The 26,083-nt window shown below is 44.5% G+C and carries 23 protein-coding genes; 10 read left to right on the top strand and 13 right to left on the bottom strand.

Annotated elements, in window-relative coordinates:
• Positions 1-17 precede the first annotated feature (17 nt).
• Positions 18-404 (bottom strand): hypothetical protein, encoded by a 387-nt coding sequence (locus AC1DUD_RS19495; protein ID WP_477377386.1) that lies wholly within the window; start codon positions 402-404, stop codon positions 18-20.
• A 643-nt stretch (positions 405-1,047) separates the two neighbouring features.
• Here AC1DUD_RS19495 and AC1DUD_RS19490 point away from each other — a divergent pair.
• Positions 1,048-2,691 carry an RICIN domain-containing protein gene (locus AC1DUD_RS19490; protein ID WP_477377384.1) on the top strand — a complete coding sequence of 548 codons (1,644 nt, stop codon included), beginning with the start codon at positions 1,048-1,050 and terminating at the stop codon, positions 2,689-2,691.
• Positions 2,692-2,773: 82 nt separating this feature from the next.
• On the opposite strand, the gene AC1DUD_RS19485 is transcribed toward AC1DUD_RS19490, so the two are convergent.
• The 7 genes from AC1DUD_RS19485 to AC1DUD_RS19455 all read right to left on the bottom strand — a co-directional run bounded on the left by AC1DUD_RS19485 (position 2,774) and on the right by AC1DUD_RS19455 (position 12,811).
• Positions 2,774-4,927, bottom strand: a complete 2,154-nt coding sequence (locus tag AC1DUD_RS19485; RefSeq protein WP_477377382.1) for a xanthine dehydrogenase family protein molybdopterin-binding subunit — start codon at positions 4,925-4,927, stop codon at positions 2,774-2,776.
• 27 nt (positions 4,928-4,954) lie between these two features.
• Positions 4,955-5,563, bottom strand: a complete 609-nt coding sequence (locus tag AC1DUD_RS19480; RefSeq protein WP_477377380.1) for a hypothetical protein — start codon at positions 5,561-5,563, stop codon at positions 4,955-4,957.
• Complete coding sequence (locus tag AC1DUD_RS19475; RefSeq protein ID WP_477377378.1) at positions 5,560-6,030, bottom strand: (2Fe-2S)-binding protein; 471 nt, start codon at positions 6,028-6,030, stop codon at positions 5,560-5,562. Before AC1DUD_RS19475 ends, AC1DUD_RS19480 begins: the two co-directional genes overlap by 4 nt.
• A 284-nt stretch (positions 6,031-6,314) precedes the next feature.
• Positions 6,315-7,562 carry an efflux RND transporter periplasmic adaptor subunit gene (locus AC1DUD_RS19470; protein ID WP_477377377.1) on the bottom strand — a complete coding sequence of 416 codons (1,248 nt, stop codon included), beginning with the start codon at positions 7,560-7,562 and terminating at the stop codon, positions 6,315-6,317.
• 1 nt (position 7,563) lies between these two features.
• A complete protein-coding gene (locus AC1DUD_RS19465) occupies positions 7,564-11,955 on the bottom strand; it encodes a CusA/CzcA family heavy metal efflux RND transporter (RefSeq protein ID WP_477377376.1) in 4,392 nt (1,463 codons plus the stop codon).
• Positions 11,956-12,038: 83 nt separating this feature from the next.
• Entirely contained in the window at positions 12,039-12,359 is a 321-nt protein-coding gene (locus AC1DUD_RS19460) for a DUF6660 family protein (protein ID WP_477377375.1), read from the bottom strand.
• Between the two features lie 209 nt (positions 12,360-12,568).
• A complete protein-coding gene (locus AC1DUD_RS19455) occupies positions 12,569-12,811 on the bottom strand; it encodes a hypothetical protein (protein WP_477377374.1) in 243 nt (80 codons plus the stop codon).
• Between the two features lie 9 nt (positions 12,812-12,820).
• On the opposite strand from AC1DUD_RS19455, the gene ccoS reads away from it, so the two are divergent.
• Genes ccoS through AC1DUD_RS19420 form a run of 7 tightly spaced genes read left to right on the top strand, consistent with a single transcriptional unit; the run spans position 12,821 to position 18,769 of the window.
• On the top strand, positions 12,821-13,027 hold the full coding sequence (gene ccoS, locus AC1DUD_RS19450; RefSeq protein WP_477377373.1) for a cbb3-type cytochrome oxidase assembly protein CcoS: 207 nt from the start codon (positions 12,821-12,823) through the stop codon (positions 13,025-13,027).
• Between the two features lie 12 nt (positions 13,028-13,039).
• Positions 13,040-15,166: a cytochrome-c oxidase, cbb3-type subunit I gene (gene ccoN, locus AC1DUD_RS19445; protein WP_477377372.1), complete on the top strand. Its 2,127-nt coding sequence runs from the start codon at positions 13,040-13,042 to the stop codon at positions 15,164-15,166.
• A 6-nt stretch (positions 15,167-15,172) separates the two neighbouring features.
• Positions 15,173-15,364, top strand: coding sequence for a hypothetical protein (locus AC1DUD_RS19440; RefSeq protein WP_477377371.1), 192 nt, complete (start codon positions 15,173-15,175; stop codon positions 15,362-15,364).
• Entirely contained in the window at positions 15,361-16,260 is a 900-nt protein-coding gene (locus AC1DUD_RS19435) for a cbb3-type cytochrome c oxidase N-terminal domain-containing protein (protein ID WP_477377369.1), read from the top strand. Before AC1DUD_RS19440 ends, AC1DUD_RS19435 begins: the two co-directional genes overlap by 4 nt.
• Before the next feature lie 19 nt (positions 16,261-16,279).
• Complete coding sequence (ccoG, locus tag AC1DUD_RS19430; RefSeq protein ID WP_477377367.1) at positions 16,280-17,653, top strand: cytochrome c oxidase accessory protein CcoG; 1,374 nt, start codon at positions 16,280-16,282, stop codon at positions 17,651-17,653.
• 4 nt (positions 17,654-17,657) lie between these two features.
• Positions 17,658-18,080 (top strand): FixH family protein, encoded by a 423-nt coding sequence (locus AC1DUD_RS19425; RefSeq protein ID WP_477377365.1) that lies wholly within the window; start codon positions 17,658-17,660, stop codon positions 18,078-18,080.
• Positions 18,077-18,769, top strand: coding sequence for a sulfite exporter TauE/SafE family protein (locus AC1DUD_RS19420; protein ID WP_477377363.1), 693 nt, complete (start codon positions 18,077-18,079; stop codon positions 18,767-18,769). Before AC1DUD_RS19425 ends, AC1DUD_RS19420 begins: the two co-directional genes overlap by 4 nt.
• Positions 18,770-18,922: 153 nt before the next feature.
• Here the strand turns inward: AC1DUD_RS19420 and hemN are convergent, their stop codons facing one another.
• Together hemN and AC1DUD_RS19410 are read right to left on the bottom strand one after the other, a co-directional pair.
• Complete coding sequence (gene hemN / locus AC1DUD_RS19415; RefSeq protein ID WP_477377361.1) at positions 18,923-20,284, bottom strand: oxygen-independent coproporphyrinogen III oxidase; 1,362 nt, start codon at positions 20,282-20,284, stop codon at positions 18,923-18,925.
• Positions 20,285-20,296: 12 nt separating this feature from the next.
• Positions 20,297-21,319 (bottom strand): 2-hydroxyacid dehydrogenase, encoded by a 1,023-nt coding sequence (locus AC1DUD_RS19410; protein WP_477377359.1) that lies wholly within the window; start codon positions 21,317-21,319, stop codon positions 20,297-20,299.
• A gap of 886 nt (positions 21,320-22,205) precedes the next feature.
• On the opposite strand from AC1DUD_RS19410, the gene AC1DUD_RS19405 reads away from it, so the two are divergent.
• Both AC1DUD_RS19405 and AC1DUD_RS19400 read left to right on the top strand, forming a co-directional pair.
• A complete protein-coding gene (locus tag AC1DUD_RS19405) occupies positions 22,206-22,592 on the top strand; it encodes a response regulator (RefSeq protein WP_477377357.1) in 387 nt (128 codons plus the stop codon).
• A 169-nt stretch (positions 22,593-22,761) separates the two neighbouring features.
• Positions 22,762-23,268, top strand: coding sequence for a DUF892 family protein (locus AC1DUD_RS19400; RefSeq protein WP_477377355.1), 507 nt, complete (start codon positions 22,762-22,764; stop codon positions 23,266-23,268).
• Between the two features lie 58 nt (positions 23,269-23,326).
• Here AC1DUD_RS19400 and AC1DUD_RS19395 read toward each other — a convergent pair whose 3' ends face one another.
• The 3 genes from AC1DUD_RS19395 to AC1DUD_RS19385 form a co-directional block, all read right to left on the bottom strand.
• Positions 23,327-23,482 (bottom strand): lmo0937 family membrane protein, encoded by a 156-nt coding sequence (locus tag AC1DUD_RS19395; protein WP_477377353.1) that lies wholly within the window; start codon positions 23,480-23,482, stop codon positions 23,327-23,329.
• 21 nt (positions 23,483-23,503) lie between these two features.
• On the bottom strand, positions 23,504-24,679 hold the full coding sequence (locus AC1DUD_RS19390; protein ID WP_477377351.1) for a DUF892 family protein: 1,176 nt from the start codon (positions 24,677-24,679) through the stop codon (positions 23,504-23,506).
• Between the two features lie 451 nt (positions 24,680-25,130).
• On the bottom strand, positions 25,131-26,072 hold the full coding sequence (locus AC1DUD_RS19385) for a manganese catalase family protein (protein ID WP_477377349.1): 942 nt from the start codon (positions 26,070-26,072) through the stop codon (positions 25,131-25,133).
• Positions 26,073-26,083 lie beyond the last annotated feature (11 nt).

Raw genomic sequence — 26,083 nt, 5'->3', positions numbered from 1 at the left:
CATAAATGAGGATGTGATCAGATCCTTAACCTGCGCAGTTTGAGATAAGTATCTGGGTAAGAGATGTATGCGGGATCGGAATAGATTTCGCGTTTTTTTGCTAAAAACATTAAAGCTACAGCACTGAAGATAAATGCAAGTAAAGGGGTGAAAGCAGTTGTTTTGGGTACCAGGCTTTTACGTTTGCTTTCAATAACCGAACGGATGCCGTGATGCAGTGATGAAGTACTGTTGTTTTGGCTGTGATTTTTATGTAGAAACTCGTTATTGATTGAGGTTTTAAGTTGTAAAGCCGCTTTATTCAGATTAGGTAAGAGAAAGATACGCGTTAATGCAACAAATAAATACGCCACTAATACAAGCATATTTACAAACTGACTAACGATATTCTTAAACCTGTTCACCCTTTGAGTTTTACGTGTTTGTAGTACAATATAACGGTCAATAATGTTTGTAACTATTTAAGTACAAACATGAAAGCCATGGTTAATCATGCAAAGACTAATGTGACATACCGCCAACAAGCAATGAAAATCCTGCTGAAAGGGCGATTTCCCTATTAAAGTAGCTAAATATCCGCTATCCTTAATTCAAATATTCTTTGCTCAGCAATAATAGTAAGATTTATTTCCTGCCGTTGTAAAAATTGCTTTACACCATTGAGTATCTATCTCCGATATCACTGTCTTTGTGAATGATAATACGTTGTATCCGGTATTATTTCGTTCTCCCTAATTAATTACTCTTTATAAATCTAACCTTACTGGTTATCAAATATTGTTTGGCCAACATTGAAGTTGTCTGTCTTCATAAAACAGACAGGGGAAAGTTGCATCCCTGAAAATGCAGCATCATCAAATGTGTTTTATTTATAAATCCTTTAAAAACTTCTGTTTAAGGAGCGATTGACGATTATTTAATGTCTTCCGCCGCCACATATAGTGTTTTTCGGGATTAACTGTAACGTTTTCTTTAACCAATTAGTAAACGTGCCTGTAAATAAGGCCGGCTAAACGCCTGGCAATACATTAAGAATTTTTAAAAAGTATGAGAAACAAATTATTAGTATTAATTAGCTGCTGCATAATTGTTGCGGCGGGCTGTAAAAAAACAGTTTCACCCGAAAGTATCGCCGCAGAAAAAACCGGCGATAGTAAGCTTAAAACAAATGCCACATTCAGTTTCATACATCCGGGGATGCTGCATACCTCTGCCGATCTGATCCGAATGCAAACGCAGGTGAATGCTAATGCCTCACCCTGGGTTGACAGTTATAATTTACTTACCGCCAATTCCTACGCGCAACTTAGCTACAATATGGCCGGCCCGAATGATACGATCACCCGAACCAATACGGGCGGTAATTATGTACATGTTATGCGGGATGCTGCCGCAGCCTACCAGGATGCTTTGGAGTGGTACATTACCGGCAATAATGCCTATGCAGATAAAGCGGTGAGTATTCTTAATGCCTGGGCAACAACGTGCAAGGCGATAGGAGGAGATTCGAACTATGCACTGGCCTCCGGTCTTTACGGATATCAGCTTGCAAATGCTGCCGAGATCCTTCGTTCGTACAGTGGCTGGTCGGCAACGGATTTCAGTAATTTCAAAACATTTATGTTAAATGTTTTCTACCCCGCGGCCAATGGCTTTTTAACCAATCACAATGGTACCTGCGATACGCATTATTGGGCAAACTGGGACTTGTGCAACATGGCTACCATTTTATCTATCGGTATTCTTTGCGATGATCAGGCCAAATTTAACCAGGCCATAACTTATTTTAAGAGCGGCATCGGGAATGGGAACATCGATAGGGCTGTGTTCTATGTTCACCCCGGAAACTTGGGGCAGAATCAGGAAGCAGGTCGCGACCAGGGACACGCGACGCTGGACATATCACTGGTAGGTGCGTTTTGCCAAATGGCTTTTAACCAGGGCCAGGATCTGTTTGCCTATGAGAGCAACAAGGTACTTGCCTTAGCTGAATATACCGCAAAGTATAATCTGAATATTACAGTGCCTTACAATACCTACAACAACTGCGACAATGTTAATCAAACCGTCATTTCAGCTGCTTCGCGAGGTACTATTCGCCCAAGCTGGGAATTGATCTATAACCATTATCAGAATGTGATGGGCGTAACTGCAACTTATAGCAGTCAGTTTGCAACCCAGGTAAGACCCGAAGGTGGCGGCGGAAACTATGGTTCCAGCAGCGGCGGATTTGACCAGTTGGGATTCGGTACGCTTACCTGTACCGTTGGTGCACAACCCATTGCTAATGGTACATATCATTTAGTTAACCGGGCTACAGGTAAATACCTCGATAACATAGGTGCAACAACAGATGGAGCTAACGTTGGGCAATGGGCTTCGAGCACCAGCAATAATCAAAAATGGACATTAACCTATACCGGTGGTTATTACAAGTTGATTTGCGTATCCAGCGGAAAAGCACTGGACAGCGATGACCATACGGCCGATGCTTCAACCGTTGTACAGTGGACCAGCGGGAGCAGTACCAATCAACAGTGGACAATTGTTCCGATAGGTTCATACTATAAAATTGTAAACCGGACTAATGGTAAATGTCTTGATACCGGTGGGGGTACAGCAAACGGCAGCCCAATGGAATTTTACGGCAACAATAGCAGCCTTAACCAACAATGGAGTATAGTGCCATGATATAGGTAGTTTAATATAATAAAGCAATGGCTACCTGTATTACCGGATAGCCATTGCTTTAAAATGATATGCTTTGATCTGATTAAACCTCACTCAAATTAAATGGCAATTTCCTTATCCGTTTACCTGTTAAATCAAATATAGCATCGGTAAGTGCTGGGGCAAATGGTGGTAGTCCGGGTTCGCCCACACCTCCTGCATCTGCTGTGTTTTCCATAATATGTACTTCAACAGTAGGGATGTCGCTCATTCGAGGCATCAGGTAATCGTAAAAATTATTTTGTTCTACCAATCCGTTTTTGAAAGTAATTTCATGGATAGTAGCTGCGCCCAGTGCCATAACAACCGAGCCCTCAACCTGGGCTTTAATAATATCAGGGTTAACATACCAACCGCAATCCATAACTGCCCAAACTTTATCGATTCTCACTTTTCCATCCTTGTGCCTGGAAACCTTCACAATCTGACCTACCGTAGTTTCAAAACACTCGGTTATGGCTACGCCGAAGCCTTCATTCTTTTTTCTTGACTTCCAGCCCGACACTTCTTCCATCCTGTCAATCAGGCGCTGACAACGCTCGTCCTTTAAATATTTCCTTCTAAAATCAAGCTGGTCTCGCCCTGCCAAAGCGGCCATTTCGTTGATAAAGCTCTCGTAGCCGAAGCCGTTTGTAGAGGCATAAACCGAACGCCACCACATGTTAGGCAAGGGCATTTCATAGGGCACATCCGCAAAGCTTATATTCTTGATGCTATCAAAATAAGGTTTTAAAAAGCCTTCTGTTGTACTGTCATTAGCTTTTCCTCTTTTATCATTGTTCCAATGGTCTATGTTCTGACCGGCCATTTTGAACTTCAATGCGCTTATTTCACCGTTTTCAATGGCTCCCTGCCCCCTGTAAGAGACCCCGGCACGATAGGGGCCTTGTTTTACGTCATCCTCTCTCGACCAAATAACCTGAACCGGTGCGCCGATTTCTTTTGAAATAGCTACGGCCTCATAAGTGTAATCCAAAAAGGCTTTTCGCCCGAAGCCTCCGCCTAAAAAAGTCATATTAACGATCACTTTTTCTTTAGGCATTTTAAATTTATCACTGATATCACCCTGCACCCAATCCGGTGCCTGGATCGGGCCCCATATCTCTATCTTATCTTTTTGATAATATGCCACGCAGTTTAATGGCTCCATCGCAGCGTGTGCCTGGTAAGGCGTTTGGTAGATCACATCGATCTTTTTGTCTGATTTGGCTAAAATACCGTCTGGCTCACCTTGTTTTTTAAAAGAAATGCCTTCTTCTTTTAGCAGTAATTCTTCATGTTGTTTGTATATATCTGCGGTGTTCACATGTTCAAAGCCGCTTTCATCCCACACAATTTTTAAAGCTTTTTTACCTTGCATGGCAGCCCAGGTTGAATCGGCAATAACTACAACGCCATCGCGGGTGGTATTAAAAACCAGCATTTGGATTTTAAACACCTGCTTAACCCCCGGAACTTTCCTTGCCGCGGAGTCATCAAAGCTTTTAAGCTTGCCGCGCAATCTTGGGTTACGTTCAACAGAAGCATAAAGCATTCCCGGCAGCTTTTTGTCGAGTCCGAAGATAGCTTCGCCGTTGGTCTTCATTGGGGTGTCCAGTCTTTGAAGCGGCTTTCGGATCAGTTTATATTGAGATATCTCCTTCAATTTAACGTTGGCAGGAGGGGGCAGTTTTGATGCTGCCGACACCAGTTCTCCATAATTTAGTTTTTTTCCGGATGGCCTGTGGATAACGTGGCCTGATTCTGCGTAACATTCACTTGCAGGGACGTTCCATTGGTTCGCTGCTGCCGTGATCAGCATCTCCCGTGCTGTAGCACTTAACTTGAGCAGGTTTTTATAAGATCCCCTAATGGTGGAACTTCCGCCGGTAATCTGACTACCAAATTTATCAGGGTTACCCTGCGCAAAAATCACGTTGATGTCCTTCAGATCTACCTCCAATTCTTCTGCTATGATTTGTGGTACAGATTGAAAAGATCCTTGTCCCATTTCTGCACGATGGTCGGTAAGGGTTACCTTGCCATCAGTATCGATGCGCATCCATGCGTTAAAATCAAACCCCGACTGACCTTCGGTTGCCGATATTAATTGCTCCTTTTTTGCATTTGCCGGAAAATAGAAGCCAAGGCAAAGTGCCGTTCCGGCAACACCGGATACACGGAGAAAATTTCTTCTTGATATCGCGTTAGTTTCCATAATGGTTACTCTTATCGTTTAAATATATCATTTTGCCTTTGCCGAAGGGGCGTATGCGCCTTTGGCTATCCATAAACGCACCTGTGCTACAAAGGCCGGCCTGCTCATAGGCGGCAATGTTCTGCCATCACCGGGATGCCATGCCCAACCTACCAGGTCATCTTTAGCCATATGATCGATAAGCTGCTGCCTGCTACGGCCGCCATTTTGTTTAGGATCAAGAAGCTGCAACGCTAACTGACGAGGAGTGCGCCCCTGAAATACCATTCGCATCTTAGCGGGAGGCAGTCCCCACTTAGGGTTTCCGGGCGGCATATGTAAACCTACAGTGTTCGCTGCCTGATGGCAGTTACTGCAACGTGCAGCATAAACACCGTGTCCGTCAACACCGCGCTTAATATTCATTGTATGCAGATGACTGTCATCTCCCTGCAAAGGCACATCCCCGGAGGGATGACAATTCATACACCTCGCGCTCATTAATACTGTATATACAGACATAAACGCCCTGGTTGAACCAACACTATCCTTTATTATCCGGGGAGCATTATTAATTTTGGAGGGCTCTGTTCTGAATGACAGCATCAGTATTCCCCCAATAATGAGTATAGCGCATATCACTGCCAATTTCTTCATAATTTGGCCCCCTCCGTTTGCATGGCTGCTACTTTGTGGATGGCGGCGCGGATCCGCTGATAGGTACCGCATCGGCAAATGTTTCCCGACATTGCATCGTCAATATCCTGATCGGTAGGGTTGGGGTTTTCACGCAACAGCACCACTGCAGACATTAGTTGGCCCGACTGACAGTAACCGCATTGCGGAACATTCATTTCGTTCCACGCTAATTGCAGGGGATGATCATTATTTACTGACAGCCCTTCAATAGTTGTAATCCGTTGACCTGCTGCCCGGCTGATTTTGGTAACACAGGAACGTACAGCTTCGCCGTTCAAATGAACGGTGCAAGCACCACACTGAGCAACACCACATCCGAACTTAGTGCCGGTTAGCCCCAATAGGTCACGAATGACCCACAATAAAGGCATATTCGGATCAGCTTCTACCTCCCGATGCTGTCCATTAATTGTAATGGCTATCATATGCTTTTGTTTTAGTTTGAGATAATCTATGTTATAAAAGGCAAGATTTTGTAAATCAATATAAATTTATACATAAAAATCAAACTAAAAGTTGAGGAATAAAACATATTTTTTGTTTGGGTGATTTCGGTTGTTATTAATTGAGTATAAGAAAGAGAGGGGATATTAAATAAGAAAAAAAATCCCCGGGGTAAGTCCGGGGATTATACATAACAGGCTTACCTCATTTCAGTATTTTGTGGCAATAGGAAGAGGAGGGTTTACAAGGATTTTAATCTTCCTTGTTATTCCTCATCTTCACCTGTAGCACTTTCTGATGACAGGATGTAAAAGGCGCCCTTGGTTACAATTTTAATATCAGCGGGTAATTCCTTCACAAGCCTGATTTCAGTATATCCCAGATCGTTTACGCCGGTAACAACCTCAGCTTTCTCAAAAACATATCGTTTATCCATATCGCCTTTATCCTTTTCAATTTTTTGTTTTTGAGATTTCGACCCGGTGATCCGCGCGAGGTAGTAGATATATTCTTTGCCACCCTTTTTAACAACGGCTTCGTCCGGAACTGCCCTTGCTGTTTGCTTGCCCACATCTATCAGGGCTGACACATACATGCCCTGGATCAGGTTACTTTTAGCTGCCTCCTCAATAATGGCATGGGCAATAATGGCTTTGCTTTCATTTTCAAAAGATTGGTTTACGCCGTAAATTTTCCCCGTGATCTCGCGGTTATTTTGATTGGTAAGGGTAAAATAAACCTGCTGACCTGCTTTCACTTTGAACAGGTCTTTCTCGTATACAACCAAATCGCAATGCACTTTTGAGTTATCGATAATGTTCATTAGCGGCCTTGCCGGCTCGGCATATGACCCCGTTTGAATAGCGATTTTACCGATGGTACCGCTGATGGGTGCATAAACAGGTATCTGGGTGATAAAACGTCCGTGCGCTGCACTTTCCGGGTTAACACCAACCTGCCTGAGCTGGCGGCTTAGTGCGGCAACCTTTGCCTGTTCAGAGCGAAAGGCGCTTTCTGATTGCTGAAATACCTTCCCTATACCTGCATTGGCATCGTTCAATTCCTTTTGACGCTCATATTCTTTAGCAGCATATGACAGGCTGCTTTGCGCGGTCATGTAATCCTGTTGCAGTTGTATCAGCTGATTGTTTTCAATGGTTGCCAGTTGCTGCCCTTTGTTGATGTGCTGCCCCTCCAGCACAAATACCTGGTTAACTACGCCGCCCATAAGCAGTGTTACCTCTGCCTTATTTTGAGGCGGCACCTCCAGTTGTCCGCTCGCTTTTACTACAGACTTTAAGTTTTTTTCTTCAATATTACCCAGCTGAATGCCAACAGCGTCCAGTTGTTTTTTTGAGAGTATAATGCCGCTGCTTTTGGCTTCAGGCTTTTCGTTTTTCGTTTCCTCCTTGTCGCCGGGTTTAGGTTGTTGTGAGCAGGAAGCAAAAAGGATTAATGTTAATATGCTTAGGGCAAAGCCTGTCTTATATTTTATAGAATGGAATGTTATCATGTTATTTTCCTCCTGTGGTAAGGTATGTCAGTTCAATTACGATTTGATTATAATCGCGCAAAGCAGAAAGGTAGGCGAGGCGAATGTTCATGGCCTGGGTCATATTTTGGATAAATTCAATATAGCCGATCTCGCCTTTACTATAGGCGAATTGTGCTATCCGGATCTGTTCGGAAGCCTGCTTTAACCCGGCCTCATCATAATAACTGAGGGCCTCATCGTACTTTGCCAATGTCTGCAAAGCCTGGTTATATTGTTTGGTGAGCAGTAGGGTTGCGTTTTGCTGCTCGGCCTGTGCTATCTGTTGACCAACCTGCGCCGCTTTTATCTTGCTTTTCTGCGCACCAAAAAATAACGGAACGGCAATGCCTGCTTCAAATCCGCCAATGCGTGTTCCCGGAAAGTAACCGCGATTGATGTTGGCCGGGTTAAATGCGCCAATTAATAACTGCTGGCGATATCCCAATGTCAGATCGGGCAGGTAACGGCTTTTTTCGGCCTTCACTTGAGCATCGGCCAGGGTGCTGCGCTGCTGGTAATAAGCTAATTGTGGATGGGCAATTACTGTGCTGCTATCCGAAGCTATAAACGTTAGTTTTACCAAAGGTGTCGGTGTAATAACGGGCAGGTAACTTATCGCCATTAACTGCTGCAATTCCTGCCGACTGATCAATACATCAGCCTCTGCCTGCTTTTTAGCTACCTGTATTTCCTTATAGGCGTTTACTGCCGATAGTTGTTCCAGGTAGGATGTTTCACCGGTTTTATACCGTAAGGCCGCCCGCTCCGCGAAACGTTTATACAGGCTGTCCTGGCTAATGAGTTGCTTGAATTTGTTTTGGGCATACAGCAATTGGTACCAGGTTAATTTTACCTGTCTAACCAGTTCGTTCTCGCTAATGATCTTTGCTTTTTCACTTAAGGCAGTTTGGGTGGTCAGCACTTTGCGCTGTGCACTGTAAACCGTTGGAAAGGCAAAGGTTTGCGTAACTCCCAAACTGTTGTCAATATTACCGCCGGATGTTGGGTCCTGGGTAAGGGTTATAACAGTTTTTTCAGGGTTAAAGGCCGTGCCCTGTAAAGCTTTGTTTTGGCTCACTTCCAGCGCAGACCGCCGCAATTGAGGGTTATTTTGAATGGCAGTTTGAATACTTTCCTCTAAAGTAAGGGGTTTTGCGGTTTGGGCCTGTGAAACTTCGCTTGTAAGCAAACCGCCAGTCAACAGTAAGAGTATAAGAGGGGTTTTTGCTGGAATGGGTAGGGTTGAATGCGCTTTCCGCTGGCGGTCTTTAGTAAATAAAACATATAGAACCGGCAGCACCAGTAAGGTTAGGAGTGTTGCCGAGATTAGCCCGCCAATTACAACTGTGGCCAGTGGCCTTTGTACCTCGGCACCCGCTGTGCTTGAGATGGCCATCGGCAAAAATCCCAATGAAGCCACGGTTGCGGTAAGCATCACCGGACGTAACCTAACCTGTGTACCTTTTTTAACGCGCTCAATGATATCGCTGATACCTTCGGTCTCTAATTGATTAAAATAGCCGATGAGCACAATGCCATTAAGAACGGAAACACCAAACAAAGCGATAAAGCCAACGCCTGCCGAGATACTGAAGGGCATATCTCTTAAATAAAGAGCGGCAACACCGCCAACAGCAGATAATGGCACGGCAGAAAATATCAGCAGGGTTTCTCTTACCGAACGGAACGTGAAGAACAACAACACGAGGATCAATAAAAGCGCAATGGGCACTGCTATCATTAAGCGGCTTTTTGCCTCCTGTAAGTTTTGAAATTGACCGCCATATGTGGTATAATAGCCTGCCGGCATTTGTAACTTACTATCCAAAAGCTGCTGAATTTCCTTAACTGTGCTTTCAACATCGCGGTCACGAACATTGAAACCTACATAGATCCTTCGTTTGCCATCTTCACGACTGATCTGTGAGGGTGCATCTTCAATTTTAATGGAGGCCACCTGGCTAAGCGGCACCTTATTACCGCTCGGCAGCGGAATATAAAGGTTTTCAATATTGACGATGTTTGAGCGCAATTCACGCTGCAAGCGCAGTACGATCTCAAAGCGCTTTTCGCCCTCGAATACCACACCGGCTACACGTCCGGCGAAGGCAGTGCTCAGGGCTGTGTTAACATCTTCGATATTAAGGCCGTACTGGGCAATTTGATGGCGGTCATAAGTAACAGCGACCTGCGGCAAGCCGCTTACCCGCTCAACAACAGGTTCGCTTACGCCTTTTACATTACTGATAAGTTTTGCAGCTTTATCCGCCTGCGCAGAAAGCACATCCAGGTCGTCGCCAAATATTTTGATCGCGACATCCTGCCTAATTCCCGTCATCAGCTCGTTAAAGCGCATTTGCATGGGCTGCGTTACCTCCACATTGATTCCCGGAATGTCTTTTAATGTTTCCTCAATCTTTTCCATCATTTCTGTACGATCGGTTGCTGAAGTCCACTCATCCTTCGGTTTCATGGAAAGCATCATATCGCCGCGCTCAAACGGCATGGGGTCTGTAGGGACCTCGGCGCTGCCTATGCGTGTTACTGCCTGTTTGATCTCAGGGAATTTTTTCTTGAGCAGTTTTTCTGCTTTGCCAAAAGTTTCGACCACCTGCGAGAGCGAAGTACCCTGCATCATCGCTATCTCAACCGTAAGGTCGCCTTCCTCAAGCGTTGGGATAAATTCGCCGCCCATTTTTGAAAAACCCCAGATAGCCAATCCCAATAAAACAGCCGAAAGAAACACAGTCAGCTTCCTGGCTTTAAGCACAGCATTCAGCGCCGGTGTGTAAATGCGTTGCAAGCCTTCAATGAGGCGATCTGAGATATTACGTTTGTGATGAGTTTTCTTACTCAGAAATAGGGCGCTGGCCATCGGTACATAGGTTAATGAGAGTATGAATGCCCCCAGGATGGCAAAAGCAACGGTTTCGGCCATCGGTCTGAACATCTTTCCCTCTATGCCAGCCAACGCAAAAAGCGGCAGATAAACAATCAGGATAATGATCTCCCCAAAGGCAGCACTGTCGCGGATCTTTGACGATGCTTTATAAACTTCATCGTCCATTTCTTTTTGATCAAGGATATCCTTTCCTGAAAAGCGGTTAGATTCCGTAATGCGATGTACAATAGCTTCAACAATGATCACGGCACCATCTACGATCAGGCCGAAATCAATTGCTCCTAAACTCATCAGGTTTCCCGAAACGCCGAAGATGTACATCATGGTAACGGCAAAAAGCATGGCCAGTGGAATAACCGATGCCACAACCAAACCAGCGCGGAGATTGCCCAATAACAGCACCAATATGAATACAACGATGAGGCCACCCTCAATAAGATTGCGTTCTACAGTGCCGATTGCCCGGCCTACCAGTTCAGTGCGATCAATGAAAGGTTCGATAACAACCCCCTCGGGTAAGGATTTTTGCACCTGTGTCATTCGCTCTTTAACGCGTTTGATCACTTCATTAAAGTTTTCACCTTTAAGCATCAATGCTACACCGGCAACAACTTCGCCCTGTCCGTTGCGGGTTACTGCGCCATAACGATTGGCGCTGCCATACTGTACCCTGGCAATGTCACCGATCACTACTGGGGCATCCCCACGGTTTTTCACTACAATATGCTCAATATCGCTGAGTGATTTTACCTGGCCAAGGCCGCGGATAAAATAAGCATTGCTGCGTTGCTCAATGTATGAGCCACCTGTATTCTGGTTGTTTTTTTCCAGTGCGGTGTAAATATCGCCGACGGTAATATTCAGGCTATTTAACCTTTCATTATCAATGGCTATCTCATATTGCTTAACATAACCGCCCCATCCGCTGATCTCAGCTATACCGGGCGTTCCGGCAAGCTGCCTTCGTACAATCCAGTCCTGTATCGTACGCAAATCAGTCGCACTGTATTTGTGCTCATAACCAGGTTTGGTATGGATCACATATTGATATATTTCACCAAGTCCGGTTGTAATAGGAGCAAGGGCGGGCTTTCCGGTATCTTTTGGGATTTGATCTTCTGCCTCTTTCAGCCCTTCACTGATCTGTTGGCGGGCCCAATAAATATCAGCGTTATCCTCAAACACAACGGTGATAACGGAGAGCCCCGAACGTGAAATGGATCGTTTCTCAATGACTTTCGGAACGTTGGCTATAGCCAACTCAATGGGAGCAGTAATATACTGCTCCACTTCCTGTGCACCTAATGTGGGTGCCTGTGTGATGATCTGCACCTGGTTATTGGTAATATCAGGCTGCGCGTCGATAGGTAGTCTGCTGAGTGAATAACTCCCGGCAGCTACCAGTAATATTATAAATGCCCCCACAACCAGCTTATTGCTGATCGAGAACGCAATGATCTTATCAAACATAAAATTTGGATTAATACGAATACTTCCCCAGTAATAGCAATAGTGCTATCCCGAAAAAAAATGAACTTTAAAAAGGAATCGTATTAACCTATCTGAGGCGGTTGCCAGATAGAAATGCTTTGCTCGGGGAGCGCCGGAACGTTTGGCTCGCCAAAAGATTTTTTAACTTCCTGCAAAAATAAACCCGTTACAGGCTGATAAGTTGAGATGGTTCGCACTGTTGAACAGCAGGAACAGGTACAAAATGGGGTACAGGTTTCTTTACCCGCTTCTTCATTACCTGAGTGGCTTGAACTGATAGTAGTGTAAGACTTTATCATATCTGTAAAGTCATCCTTATCCCTGCATGGCAAAACGGCCAATAAGGTCATGTAGATGCTAAATATGATTGTCAAACACTTCATATAAGGCAAAATTAAAATTTTGTTCAAATATCGCAATGTTATTATCGCATTATGACAAAAGCTTTGAAGAATAACTGATATCAAAAAAACACGTAGTTAAAGAGTAAATGGGAACTTTGCGATTTCTTAAAATCACTCCGTTCTCAGGTTCTTCATCGGATTAGCCAAAGTGGCTTGGATAGATTGGGTATTAACCGGTGTTTGCACTATCAAAAGGGCAATACCTGCAATGATGCAAATATCCACCAGGTCATTTCGGTATGAAAAGCAAAACCAGCCAACCATTCATGCGTCGACCATTGGGCTACAGGGATTGCCATTAAGGCTGATATCAAAACTAACCACAGGAAATCCTTTGATAACTCAGGTGCAATTTGCCCCTCACTTGCTTCCTGTATCATTCGTCCACCGATAGCCTGGCCACACATTTCGCAGCAAAATGAAGTTATCACGAGCGTTGTATGTTTTCTGATAGTGTGGGATTGGCGTTCGCATTCATTTTTCTTATTGCATTTTTCTGGGCCCAGCGAACGGGGCAAAACAAGGATAGGTACGCGTCCTGTTGGATGATCCGGAGGATATCGATACCGAAAAGTGATATCTGTCATCTTTTGCGCAAATCTCCATCATTCTGCCGCTTAAGCCAAGGCAATAGTTTTACACCATAATAAAAACACTTTATGCAGCCCGAAAAATTTTACTATGACAACAAGATCGTGCGGAATTTTGGCATCACCACCGTGATCTGGGGAATAATTGGGATGACCGTGGGCCTCATCGTTGCTATACAATTGTATAGCCCGGGGATGAACATGGGCAACCAGTATACCACCTTTGGCCGCATCAGGCCCTTACACACCAACGCCGTGATATTTGCCTTTGTGGGTAATGCCATTTTTATGGGCGTGTATTATTCACTGCAACGACTGCTTAAGGCAAGGATGTTCAGCGACTTGCTTAGTAACATTCATTTTTGGGGCTGGCAACTGATCATTGTTTCGGCCGTGATCACATTACCGCTGGGCCTTACCACATCGCACGAATATGCCGAATTGGAATGGCCCATTGATATTGCAATTACAATAATATGGGTAGTGTTCGGCATCAATATGTTTGGTACCATATTTAAACGCCGGGAAAGGCATTTATATGTAGCCATCTGGTTTTACATAGCCACTTTTGTTACCATAGCTGTATTGCACATCGTCAACTCGTTTGAGCTTCCGGTATCTGCCTTTAAAAGCTATATGGTTTATGCCGGTGTGCAGGATGCCCTGGTGCAATGGTGGTACGGACATAATGCGGTAGCATTTTTCCTTACTACGCCTTATTTGGGTATGATGTATTACTTTTTACCCAAAATGGCTAACAGACCAATTTATTCGTACAAATTAAGCATCCTGCACTTTTGGGCGCTGATATTTATTTACATCTGGGCCGGTCCGCACCACCTGTTATATACCACATTGCCGGGCTGGGCGCAATCATTAGGGATAGCTTTTTCCATTATGCTGATTGCTCCGAGCTGGGGAGGTATGATCAACGGGCTGCTTACACTGCGTGGTGCCTGGGATAAAGTGCGCGACGATGTTATCCTGAAATTTATGGTTGTTGGTCTTACTGCTTATGGTATGGCAACTTTTGAAGGCCCTATGCTTTCGCTGAAACAAGTTAACGCTATTGGGCACTTTACCGATTGGATCATTGCCCACGTACACGTAGGTGCTTTGGGCTGGAACGGTTTCTTAACCTTTGCTATACTTTACTGGTTGATACCACGCATTTATAAAACCCAGCTCTATTCTAAAAAAATGGCGTCCTTCCATTTCTGGATCGGCACCTTAGGGATCCTGTTTTACGCAGTGCCAATGTATTGGGCCGGCTTTACTCAAGGTTTAATGCTTAAGGAGTTTACTCCTGAAGGTATCCTGAAATATCCAAACTTTTTAGAAAGTACACTGCGCATTATTCCTATGCACGTGATGCGTTCTGTAGGTGGTGGATTTTACCTGTTGGGTGTAATTGTGATGGCCTATAACCTGGTCCGCACCGCCATGCAAGGTAAACTCGTTGCTAACGAAGCAGCACAGGCAATGCCACTTGAACCGTTGCCGAAAACCGCCAAAGAAGGCACCTGGCACCGCACGCTGGAACGTAAACCTATCCAGCTGATGATAGCCGCTTTGATCGTGATTTTGATAGGTACGTTTGTTGAGCTGATGCCTACGCTTACTATCTCATCAAATATCCCAACTATTGCTGCGGTTAAACCTTACACGCCATTGGAGTTACAGGGCAGGGACATTTATATCAGGGAGGGTTGCTCAAACTGCCACTCACAAACGGTAAGACCTTTCCGGTCGGAAACCGAGCGTTATGGAGAATACAGCAAGGCCGGAGAGTTTGTTTACGATCATCCGTTTTTATGGGGATCAAAACGCACCGGGCCTGATCTGGCCCGCGAAGGAGGGAAGTATGGCAACGCCTGGCACTATAATCACCTGATGGACCCGCGACTGATGTCGCCGGGAAGTATCATGCCAAATTACGATTGGCTTTTAACCCAAATACTTGATACCACCACAACCACCGCTAAAATAAATGCTATGCGTACGCTGGGGGTACCTTATGCGCCGGGTTATGAAAAAATAGCTAACCGCGATCTGGACAATCAGGCCAAAGAAATAGCGGCCAACCTTTATACCGATCATATCAAAATCAAGAACGATAAAGAGGTAATAGCCATTATTGCCTACCTGCAACGCCTCGGAACAGATATTAAAGCCAACAAAACCGCCAGTAAATAAATAGCCATGTTTAAACAATTTACAGAAAGCATCAATGGTATCCAGGTGTACCTGCTTTTTTCCTTAGCCATATTCCTGGTGTTTTTTATTGTAGTATCTGTGCTGCTTTTGCGCCTCCGAAAACAACATATCGATCATATGAGCGACCTGCCATTGGAGGACGGTAACGGCGAATCACTTAATCCTTATCAGCTATGAAACACTACCGCATATTGTTTTTAATACCATTTGTATTATTGATACAGCCGGGCATGGCCGTTGCTGATAACCTGATCTCCGACGATCTGCAAAATGAGATAGCTTATTGGATAATAGTGGGCATGCTGTTGTTATTTGTTGTGGCGATGCTCGTGCTGCTCATGACTTTTAAAGTACTTGCCAGGGTAGTTCTCAAATCGCAGGGGTACACGGAAGCCCAGATAGCCGCTGAAATGGCCCCCGTTAAAAAGGTTAAAAAGCCCAAGGCCGAGGTTTGGAATAAGCTGTTATCGTTAAGGCCGCTTGCCGAAGAAAAAGAACTGCTTATTGAGCATGATTATGATGGCATCCAGGAATTGGATAATCCGATACCGGCCTGGTTCATGTACCTGTTTTACGCTACCATCATTTTTTCTGTGGGATACCTGTTAAACTACCATGTTTTTCATTTCGGGCAGCTACAGTACGAAGAGTATAATACCGAGATGGCGCAGGCAGATATCGCTAAAAAAGCTTACCTGAGCAAAGCGGCCAACCGGGTTGACGAAAATACAGTAAAGTTAGATGCGGAACCGGCGGTACTTGCCTCCGGACAAGCCATATTTAAGCAAAGTTGTGTGCCCTGCCATGGTGATCATGCCCAGGGTGTTGTTGGCCCCAACCTTACTGATGATTACTGGCTGCATGGCGGCAAGATCAATGAGGTATTTAAAACCATCAAGTACGGTATACAAGCCAAGGGGATGCCTACCTGGGAGAAGCAATTATCGCCAAAACAGATTTCGGATGTGGCAAACTATATAAAATCATTGCATGGTACCAATCCGGCAGGCGCTAAAGAGCCTCAGGGTGAAAAAGAAAGCGATGATACAGCTAAGGCGGCAAAAAAGGTATAGCATATTTATCATTTAAGCAATGGAAGGATTACTGGCGGGCAAGGAAAACAGGAAGCGGCAATGGATGTATCCGCTGGTGCGCAAGGGCAGGTTTTACAAATGGAGAAGCTGGCTGAGTTATTTTTATCTCATCTTCTTTTTCTCCGGACCGTTTTTACGCATTGGCGGGCAGCCATTGCTGCTGCTTGACTTTATGAACAGGCATTTTGTACTGTTGGGACAGGTGTTTTGGCCGCAGGATATTTTCCTGTTCATGCTGGCTTCGCTGGTATTCCTTGTTTGTGTTGTAGTGTTTACTCTTGCCTTTGGGCGGATTTTTTGCGGATGGATCTGTCCGCAAACCATTTTTATGGAAATGGTTTTCCGTAAGATAGAGATCATGATTGAGGGGGATGCCAACAAGCGCAAAAAGTTGGATGCCGGCCCCTGGACTAAGGAAAAGATCAGAAAGAAAACGCTTAAACATGTTTTGTTTGTACTGGTATCATTCCTGATAGCCAACACTTTCCTGGCTTATATCATCGGCAGCGAAAATCTGATCAGGATAATGGTGGAACCTATTACACTGCATTGGGTGGGTTTTGCCAGTATCTGGATTTTTACGCTGGTGTTTTATTTGGTTTATAGCCAGGTACGTGAGCTGGTTTGTACGGTGATATGCCCCTATGGCAGGTTGCAAAGTGTATTAATAGATCAGCATACGCTGGTGGTGGCTTATGATGATGTGCGTGGCGAACCAAGGGGTAAATTAAGCAAGGTTGCTGATCCCTTTAATCTGAAGGGGGACTGTGTGGATTGCAGTTTGTGTGTTGCAGTTTGCCCAACAGGTATCGATATCCGTAAGGGAACGCAGATTGAATGTATTAACTGTACTGCCTGCATTGATGCCTGCGACCAGGTAATGGACAAGATAGGTAAGCCCCGCAACCTGATCGGCTATTTCTCCGAAAATATGATCAGGCTAAAAGAGAAGCCAACTTTTACAGGACGTATGATGGCTTATACAGCGGTGATCACAGTTTTGGTAACTGTGTTGAGCTACTTTATTTTCAGTCGCAGCGATATGGATATGACGGTTATGCGTAGCGCCGGCATGCTTTATCAGCAACAACCCGGAGGGTATATCAGCAACATCTATAATGCCGAGATCATCAATAAAACGGATAAAAGCAAAAACATAACTATTGTGGCCGATGACCCTTCGATCAAAATAAAATACATCCAGGCGCCTGCTGTTATTGCCAAAGGAGGAACAGAGAAAACAGTGTTTTTTGTTATGCTGCCCGCCTCACAGATCCACAATGCTAAAACAAAAATCCGTTTACGATTAATAGTTGACCATCAAATTATTCAAACGGTAAGCACCAATTTTATAGGACCAATAAACGACTAAGCAAATGAATTGGGGAAAAGGAATTATTGCAGGGATGGCGGCATTTATGCTGTTTATCCTGAGCATGTGCATCTACATGTTCAACGCGCCGACCGATGATTACGACCATCAGTACTACGAAAAGGGATTAAGTTTCAATAAAGATCATAGCCGCGAAGAACAGGTAACTAAAGATCACGCCGAACCGGTAATAACACAGAACAATGACCGGCTCACGATAGCTTTCACCCACCCGGTAACAGGAAAGGTAAGTTTTATGCGTCCGTCTGATAAGGCTATGGACAGGTCATTTAAATTGGATAGCGGAGCCGGTAAATCAGCCGAAATTGATTTGCAGGGCATGGCCAAAGGCCCCTGGCAATTAACATTTGAATGGGAAAGCGACCATAAAACGTACCTGTACCATAAGGAGATATACATCAAATGAGCAATAACCAGATCGCATTTTTTATAGGATTGTTTGGGAGTGTGCATTGTATTGGCATGTGCGGGCCATTAGCTTTTGCCGTACCTGTTTCGCAAAACCGCTGGTGGCTTATCATTGCGGATAAGCTGCTCTATAATATTGGCCGGGTGATCACTTATACATTTTTAGGCTTACTGATAGGCATAATTGGTAAGCAATTGTGGCTTTATGGCCTGCAGCAGGGGATAAGCTTGCTGAGCGGTTTGCTGATCATTATAGCTGGTTTCTCACGTTTATTTAAGTTGAGAAGATCATCTAAAATGAAACTGGCTCCTGTTATGTTATCGCCAATTAACAGGCTGCTGCAATACGCCATAAAGCATCGGGCTGGTCATTTGGTTATTGGGCTGCTCAACGGTTTTTTACCCTGCGGCTTTGTTTACCTGGCGTTAGTAGGGGCGGTAAACAGCCCATCGCCTGTAGATGCCGCTGGGTATATGTTTTGGTTTGGAATGGGTACTTTTCCGCTGATGCTGGTGGCTACAATCAGCTCGGGTTTTATTGGCCCAGTAGTGAGGCGACGAATTAACCGGGCCATGCCTTACCTGATGGTTTGCCTCGGCTTCTGGTTTATTTTGCGGGGATTGAATCTTAATATTCCGTATCTGAGCCCTGCTAAGCAATCATCGGTTATTGGGGTATGTAGATGATTGATAGCTTGGTTGTTGTAAAAAAAAACCGTCATTGCGAGGCACGAAGCAATCGCGAACTATACAGATCGGCTCTGCTAATAGGGGATTGCTTCGTGCCTCGCAATGACGCGGCGGAGATGTTGTTTAGACTTAGGAAAATTGCCGGTTAAATCATATCGCCATACTAAACAACTGCGTAGCCGGTTTATTAGCCCATAGCCGCGCATCGATAGCCATACAAATATTGCGTAAAAAGTTTTTGCCTTCAGGCGTTACTTTCAATCCCCAGGAGTTAAGTTCTATTAATCCGTCTTCAGCTAAAGGTTGTAAGCGTTCTATCCCTTCAAGTAATGCTTCACAAGGTTCCGTATGATGGCTCCAGGTGGTTTGCCCTTTACACATGATATCCTGGATGTGCCTGCGAATGATCATATCGTCCTGCGTTAAAATATGGCCCTTAAAAACGGGTAGTTCACCATTTTTTACCAGCTCCAGGTATTCTTCAACTGTTTTTACATTTTGGGCGAAAGCATACTGCGAATCACTGATGGATGATACTCCCAGACCAACCAATAATTGGGTGTGCTGATGGGTGTAACCCATAAAATTACGATGCAGGTTGCCGTTTTGTTCGGCCATTAACAGTTCATCGCCGGGGAGGGCAAAATGGTCCATGCCTATTTCTACATAGCCGTAGTGCTTCAGTAATGAGCGACCAACCTCGTATAGTTTAGCTTTGAGTTTTGCGTCTGGAAGGTCTTTTTCGGTAAAACGGCGCTGACCGGGTTTTAGCCAGGGTACATGCGCATAACTGTAAAAAGCAATCCTGTCCGGCATTAATTCGGATACATGCTGCATAGTCGCAGCCAGTCCGGGTAAAGTTTGCAGGGGCAAACCATAAATAAGGTCATAATTGATGGAGGCATAGCCAATACGGCGCGCCTGCCCGGTAACCGCCTGTACCTGCTCCAAACTTTGCTGACGATTGATGATGAACTGAACTTTGGGATCAAAATCCTGGATCCCCAGGCTTAACCTGCGGAAACCGAGATCATACAAAACCTGTAAATGATCGACAGTAGTATTTGCCGGATGAGCTTCAAAACTGAAACCTGCATCCGGATGTATATCAGCATTAAGCAGGATAGCGCTGATGAGCGTTTTGAGGTTTGCCGGGCTAAAGAATGTAGGCGTGCCGCCACCAAGATGGATCTCACGGATGACAGGCTTTTTGCCGAAGATATTTTTATACATGGCCCATTCCAGCAACAAAGCTTTGATGTATGGTTCCTCAACCCGGTGGTTTTTGGTAATGCGGGTATTGCAGCCGCAGTAAGTGCACAGGTTTTCACAAAAAGGTAAATGAATGTATATGCTGATACCATCCTGCCCGTTGCTTTCAGTAAAAGAGCGCTTTACTGTTTGTATCCATTCCTCTTTGTTAAATGCAATTGTATCCCAATAGGGCATGGTTGGGTAACTGGTATAGCGCGGCGCAGCCACATTGTATTTGGCTGTAAGTGATTGTTCCATAATGGTTAAGTTTTAAAGCGTAGTAGGGAAAGTATTAACCCGGCAACTGTTGGCACATACACAGGCCTCGCCCGAGCATTTGTTTTGCTGCCACTGGTCAAGGTTACGAATGGTTTGATCGGCTATTTCCTGCAAGGCCTCTTTGGTCAAATAAGCCTGGTGCGGGGTAACCAGTACGTTAGGATAATTTAACAAGCTATGCAATAAAGGATCTTTAATAAGGTCATCTTCATGGTCTTCAAAAAACAGGCCTTTCTCAAACTCGTATACGTCTAAACCCAGGTAACCTATTTTGCCGGTTTTCAGGGCGGCTATGGCGTCGGTGGTACGGATAAGTGCACCTCTTGAAGTATTAATGAGCATTACCCCGTTTTTCATCAGGCTGATAGTCTCGTTTTTGATAAAATGTTTGGTTGCCGGCGTAAGCGGCAAATGAAGCGAGATAATATCGGCAGTTGCCAGTAACTCATCCAGCGCGACGGGTTTAATGTTCGAAACATCCGAAGGGAATGCGGGATCGTAAGCGATAACATTGCAGCTAAGGCCGCTGAATATTTTTGCAGCAGCTTTGCCGGTATTACCGAGACCAATAAGTCCCACCGTTTTACCTGAGAAGTTGAACCCCATCAATTCATCGTTCCTGAAATCAAAATGATGACTATGCTCGTCAGCCCTGATGATCTGCCTGTTCAACGCAAATGCGAGCGCTACGGCATGCTCGGCAATAGCCTGCGGCGAATAGGAGGGAATGTTTGAAATATTGATATGGTATTGCGCAGCAGCTTGTTTATCAATATGATCTGTACCGGTTGAACGGGTTATGATCAGTTTTACACCAAAACCGGCAAGCTTTTCGATTACCGGGGCGGCTACATCATCATTGGTAAAAACTATTACCGCGTCCTTTCCTTCAGCAAACATGGCTGTATCCGGCCCGAGGGCATTGGATATTAATGTAATGTCGTGCTTTTTTTGGTTGGCTTTTGCCAGAAACTCCTTTTCAAAAGGCTTGATACTATACGCTACCGCTTTCATTTGCAATGATTTATCAGGAGTAAAGTTACTCCCGATAAAGGGCATACGGAATGAGCCGCATCAACCGCAAAAGTGATGTTGATCAGTTTCTCATTTTTGAAAGCACGTTGATATCAAGCCGAATGACCCAGGCGTCTATCCCATTTTTGGGTGATTTCTTTATCAATACGTGGGGTGCAGCGGAAAATTATAATAAGTTGAACCTAAACCTCGATAACGGGTCTGCGTAAAGCTTAAATGCGATTTTCAGCAGTTTCATACTGTCAACCTCGAAATTGAAGAGTGCTTTGACTTTATCCGGCAGATCTCGTTCGGTCTCAATCCTACGATATCCATGCATATTGTGGCACACGGCCATCTGCCATCTCAAGAATATCTTCTCCACCGGTACTGATGGGCCCGGCTGCTGGTTTGAAATACAACTTTATTTATTGGAAATAGTTTTACTTCCGGAGGCGAGATCAATTGAGATTAGCAGTGACCTTGAAAGTGAAAAATTACTTTTTGATTTTACTCGACAGGTATTCCCGCGGTCAGTATTTAAACGAATAATATTTCGCAAATGGAGGTTGAAGAAAAGCGCTGGATACTCATAAAGAAAGGTGCATTTAAAACTAAGCGGCCCTAATTACACCATTCGTCTATCTTCTTAGTTTTGTCTTTTTTGATGAAAATAACCTCGAGCTATGACATGAGCTTGTTAATTATTGTTAAAATAAATAAATTAAAAATAAATAGGATATCCAAAACAATATAACGATATTTAAAATGTATGGATTGAGGACCTGATCCCGGTCGACTTGCGAAGATGGGCATTGTTACCGTTTTTCCGCGCGGCTTTATCGCTTTCAGCTTTTTAAGCTTCCCCCATACTGAAAGCGTTTCCATGAAAAAGATTTTGTTGTTAGACGACAACCTGGATATTGTTCAGATTGTTGAAGAAGTACTTGCTTACGAACAATTCCATGTTCAATCTACAACCAAAAGTATCGAATTTGTATTTATAGCTGAGAGATACCATCCTGATTTATTTTTGATTGATTTCCGCCTGAGTGATGGTAATGGTGGCGACCTTTGCAGGACGCTCAAGGCGCATACTTTGCTGAAACACATTCCCGTGGTCATATTTTCGGCCTATGTTCAGCCAAACCTTGACTTCAGGGACTTTGGTTGCGACGAAGTGATCAGTAAACCGTTCGACCTTGATGTGCTTGTTCAAACGGTACGGCGGCTAACTGGGCAAAGCATGCCAGCAGATAGCGAGAACGCCTGATCGCCCCTTCGATTTTATCTATTTAACTTTTTGTCGCTTTTTCAGGTCTTAATAACTCATAGCCGATAGTAAGCTAATTAAGCTTATCAAAGTTTAAGTTTTTATGTATCTGCAAATACAATTAACATTATTATCACTTCCCAAAAAATTCAGCTATCTGCCCATTAATATGAAATCACAGGCAAATCAATCACTAAGTATTATTTCGTTACGCAATGTTTTTATTGAACAACTTAGTATCCTTTATAACGCAAAGGTGAGTTTAATAGACCGGCTTCCACAACTGGTTGACCAAGCTACCTTTGAAAATCTTAAAATGGCATTAGAGGAGGATCTTGATGATACAAAAAAGCAAATGACCGCCCTCAAAACAATCTTCAAGTTAATGCAGGAATCCTGGCTAACCCATAGTTGTTTAGGCATGAATGCTGTTATTGACGAAGCGCATAAGCAAGTGGTTTTTAACCAGGATAAGCATTTTGAAAGCGATATGTCAATCTTATTTTATATGTCAGTGATCGAAAACTTACAAGTGGGTGCCAGCCAGATATTAAACATGATGGCGTTAAAGCTTGCCTATTTGCCTTATGCTCAACTTCTTGGTGAATGCCTGGATATGGGTAAAGACAATGCAAGTCTTTTTCATTATGTCGCCGAAGAATACCTGGCAAGTTAAGAACGGGGGGATAATTCATCTGATAAGCCTGGCTTGCATAGCAAGCCAGGCCCTATAATTATACTACTGTGTCCTTTCTCAGGATACCCAATATCAGGGATATCACAGCGATCACCAATAAAATATGTATCAAGCTGCCTGCTGCATAGGCAAAAGTTCCGATAGCCCATCCTATAACAAGAATAACCGCTATGATGTACAAAATTGATCTCATGGTTATATTTTTTTTAGATAGTTAATCTTCTGCGGGTTCAGTGCTGGCCTCATAATTGGCCTGGCTTTCTGCAATCTCTGTTAATTTGGCATCTGCTGTTTTTTCTTCATCCAGTGTTAGTACAAACAATTCGGCAATTTCATAATAGCCTAATGTTTTAGCCAGGGCGATCATGCCGCCATAAGAAGCAATCTCATAATGTTCGGCTTTTTGGCCGGCAAAAATTAGCCCTACATCGCGCTGCGCGGTACCTTCCTCTGTCGCGCTGATGATTTCATCACCTTCATCGGTTATCCCTGCCATAGCCTCGCATTTTCGGCTTTCGGGCTCCAGTCCCAGTATGGCAAAGGCCTGTTCTAAACGTTGAACGTGGATTTCTGTTTCTGATAAATGGAGTTCAAAAGCGCTTTTTAATTCCTGTGAAGTAGCCGCTTCCGCCATATCCGGTAGGGTATCTACAAGTTCCTGTTCGGCCCAAAGTAAGTCTTTTAATTCGTTAACAAAAAACTCCATCAGTTTGGAATTACCACTTCCGGTTTCCTGTTCTTCCTGCCAATTTTCTTCTTCTTGCTCGATACTTTCCGGTTCAGGCGCATAACCTGCCGCAGTTTGGTATTCAACAGCCGCGCCCCGATACGATGGCTGTGCATCAAATTCATTGGTAACTTTAGGGTAACCCGGCTCATTGTTCGTGGTCGATCCGGTATCGTCAATGTTGTCGTCATTTGCATCTTCAGCTGTTTCCACCTGGTTACGCAGAGATTTGATCAGGTCATGACCTTCATTAATGCCTTGCTGTTGTCTTTGTAAAGTTTGTGTAAGCTCAAAGTCAAGCCCATTATCCGGATCAAGCGCATCGTTGTAAGCAGTTTTTGCTGCATCTTCACCACGCTCGCATTCGTTTAACACAGCTAAAAGATCATGGCCGGTAAACGTTGCCTTAATGTCTATCCAGGCGCGGTGCAAGTCACCGGAGGTACTGGTACCTTCGGCTACATCGTCTCCATGTTGCCGGGCAATGTCCGTTAATTCTGCCACATATTGTCGACTTTCGCCGGCGAGTTTATTAAAAACAACGGTTAAACCGTTATCATCATTTTCCAGGTCGGTGCCCGCTTTTTCAAAACCGGCTACGCGGTCATTATTGATCTTGATGAGGTCGTTGATCATGTCGATCGCTTTTTCAGATATTTCCATAGGTAGTTGTTGTTTGTTTCAGGTAGATATTATTTTTATTTAACCGGCGGTATTGCCGTTTTCGGTGTTGTTTGATAGATATGTCCGGTCTCCTCTGGAATCCAGTTTAACCACAACTTTATCGTAATGATTTCCGGGCTGATTACCCGCTGCCTTTTCAAATTCATCAGCTTAATGTTTCACCGGGTTAGCGGGTACGTGTCCCGAAGGGTCAGCGTTACCTTTGCTTGCAGAATCACTTGCCGGTTTTTTAGCCGAATCCCGGCGATCTTTATTGATCGTTGCCGTGTCGCGAATGGCAGGCCCTCCAGCCCTGTTTACGCTGGAGGAGTCCGGCTGCTGCCGATCTTTTTCTGACTATCATGCTCATTGCAGGATGCCATGATGATCGGTAATGAAAAGGTCATCACTAAACCATACAATTTTTTTACACGCTTCATCTTGATTGAGGTTATGCATTGACTGGTTCGTAAGTACTCCATTGGGCAGTGCCTTTTGGTTCGGCGTTTTTTACTTCCGCACTTTTTACAGCGCTCATTTCTTTATCAAGTTTATCCTTGGTTTTCAAATCTTTGCTGTAGTCCTGCGGTAATTTGGTTTGACCTTCGGTTTCCTGCGCCTGGTGCAAAGGGTTTTCTACAAAGATCCATTCCTTGCCCAAGCCCGGCATTTCGCCTTCATTCCATGGGCCGCGCACGGCACCATCAGAAAGATTGTAAGCCTGTTGCGTAAACCGCGGATCAGCCGCCAAAACGCCCGGCGGAAAGTTATTAGGGATGCTCTCCAGCGCTGCTTCGAACATTTTGTAATGGGCCACTTCACGGGTCATTAGGAAAGACAGCGTTTCATGGATATATGGATCATCGGTAAATTTCATCAGGTGTTCGTAAACCAGCTTGGCACGTGATTCGGAAGCCAGGTTGCTGCGCAGGTCGACAGTCAGATCGCCGTTAGAGTGAATATATGATGCACACCAGGGAATGCCCTGGCTGTTGCGTGGCGTTACACCGCCGCCGGTAATCATCACAAACTGCGGGTTAGCGGTCAGCGCTTCATGAATGATATTTTCTTTCGCCGCTTTTCCGTTCATAACCTGCATGATCTCGGAATTATCGGCAGCATTTTTGAGTTCGCCGTTTACACCTTTTAGCAACATCTGTATTGTTGCGCCAACAATCTCCAGGTGACTGAATTCTTCGGTAGCGATGTCCATTAACATATCGTATTTATCCGGATGCGGAACTTTTGCGCCGAATGCCTGGGTAAAATACTGCATGGCCGCAGCCAGTTCTCCGTTTTCGCCGCCGAATTGCTCTAATAATAAATTAGCAAAACGCGGATCGGGACGGGATACCCGGGCATTGAATTGTAAGTCTTTAACATGGTGAAACATAATGTCGTTGT

This window comes from Mucilaginibacter sp. P4_A11 (assembly GCF_056402535.1).
Note: the sequence above shows the minus strand (reverse complement) of the source record. Positions and strands in the feature narration are given on the sequence as shown.

Excerpts from the sequence above, each read along its gene's own strand:
- AC1DUD_RS19490 (WP_477377384.1), top strand. The coding sequence starts at position 1,048 with ATGAGAAACAAATTATTAGTATTAATTAGCTGCTGCATAATTGTTGCG.
- AC1DUD_RS19485 (WP_477377382.1), bottom strand. The coding sequence starts at position 4,927 with ATGGAAACTAACGCGATATCAAGAAGAAATTTTCTCCGTGTATCCGGT.
- AC1DUD_RS19480 (WP_477377380.1), bottom strand. The coding sequence starts at position 5,563 with ATGAAGAAATTGGCAGTGATATGCGCTATACTCATTATTGGGGGAATA.
- AC1DUD_RS19475 (WP_477377378.1), bottom strand. The coding sequence starts at position 6,030 with ATGATAGCCATTACAATTAATGGACAGCATCGGGAGGTAGAAGCTGAT.
- AC1DUD_RS19470 (WP_477377377.1), bottom strand. The coding sequence starts at position 7,562 with ATGATAACATTCCATTCTATAAAATATAAGACAGGCTTTGCCCTAAGC.
- AC1DUD_RS19465 (WP_477377376.1), bottom strand. The coding sequence starts at position 11,955 with ATGTTTGATAAGATCATTGCGTTCTCGATCAGCAATAAGCTGGTTGTG.
- AC1DUD_RS19460 (WP_477377375.1), bottom strand. The coding sequence starts at position 12,359 with ATGAAGTGTTTGACAATCATATTTAGCATCTACATGACCTTATTGGCC.
- ccoS (WP_477377373.1), top strand. The coding sequence starts at position 12,821 with ATGTTTTCTGATAGTGTGGGATTGGCGTTCGCATTCATTTTTCTTATT.
- ccoN (WP_477377372.1), top strand. The coding sequence starts at position 13,040 with ATGCAGCCCGAAAAATTTTACTATGACAACAAGATCGTGCGGAATTTT.
- AC1DUD_RS19440 (WP_477377371.1), top strand. The coding sequence starts at position 15,173 with ATGTTTAAACAATTTACAGAAAGCATCAATGGTATCCAGGTGTACCTG.
- AC1DUD_RS19435 (WP_477377369.1), top strand. The coding sequence starts at position 15,361 with ATGAAACACTACCGCATATTGTTTTTAATACCATTTGTATTATTGATA.
- ccoG (WP_477377367.1), top strand. The coding sequence starts at position 16,280 with ATGGAAGGATTACTGGCGGGCAAGGAAAACAGGAAGCGGCAATGGATG.
- AC1DUD_RS19425 (WP_477377365.1), top strand. The coding sequence starts at position 17,658 with ATGAATTGGGGAAAAGGAATTATTGCAGGGATGGCGGCATTTATGCTG.
- AC1DUD_RS19420 (WP_477377363.1), top strand. The coding sequence starts at position 18,077 with ATGAGCAATAACCAGATCGCATTTTTTATAGGATTGTTTGGGAGTGTG.
- hemN (WP_477377361.1), bottom strand. The coding sequence starts at position 20,284 with ATGGAACAATCACTTACAGCCAAATACAATGTGGCTGCGCCGCGCTAT.
- AC1DUD_RS19410 (WP_477377359.1), bottom strand. The coding sequence starts at position 21,319 with ATGAAAGCGGTAGCGTATAGTATCAAGCCTTTTGAAAAGGAGTTTCTG.
- AC1DUD_RS19405 (WP_477377357.1), top strand. The coding sequence starts at position 22,206 with ATGAAAAAGATTTTGTTGTTAGACGACAACCTGGATATTGTTCAGATT.
- AC1DUD_RS19400 (WP_477377355.1), top strand. The coding sequence starts at position 22,762 with ATGAAATCACAGGCAAATCAATCACTAAGTATTATTTCGTTACGCAAT.
- AC1DUD_RS19395 (WP_477377353.1), bottom strand. The coding sequence starts at position 23,482 with ATGAGATCAATTTTGTACATCATAGCGGTTATTCTTGTTATAGGATGG.
- AC1DUD_RS19390 (WP_477377351.1), bottom strand. The coding sequence starts at position 24,679 with ATGGAAATATCTGAAAAAGCGATCGACATGATCAACGACCTCATCAAG.
- AC1DUD_RS19385 (WP_477377349.1), bottom strand. The coding sequence starts at position 26,072 with ATGTTTCACCATGTTAAAGACTTACAATTCAATGCCCGGGTATCCCGT.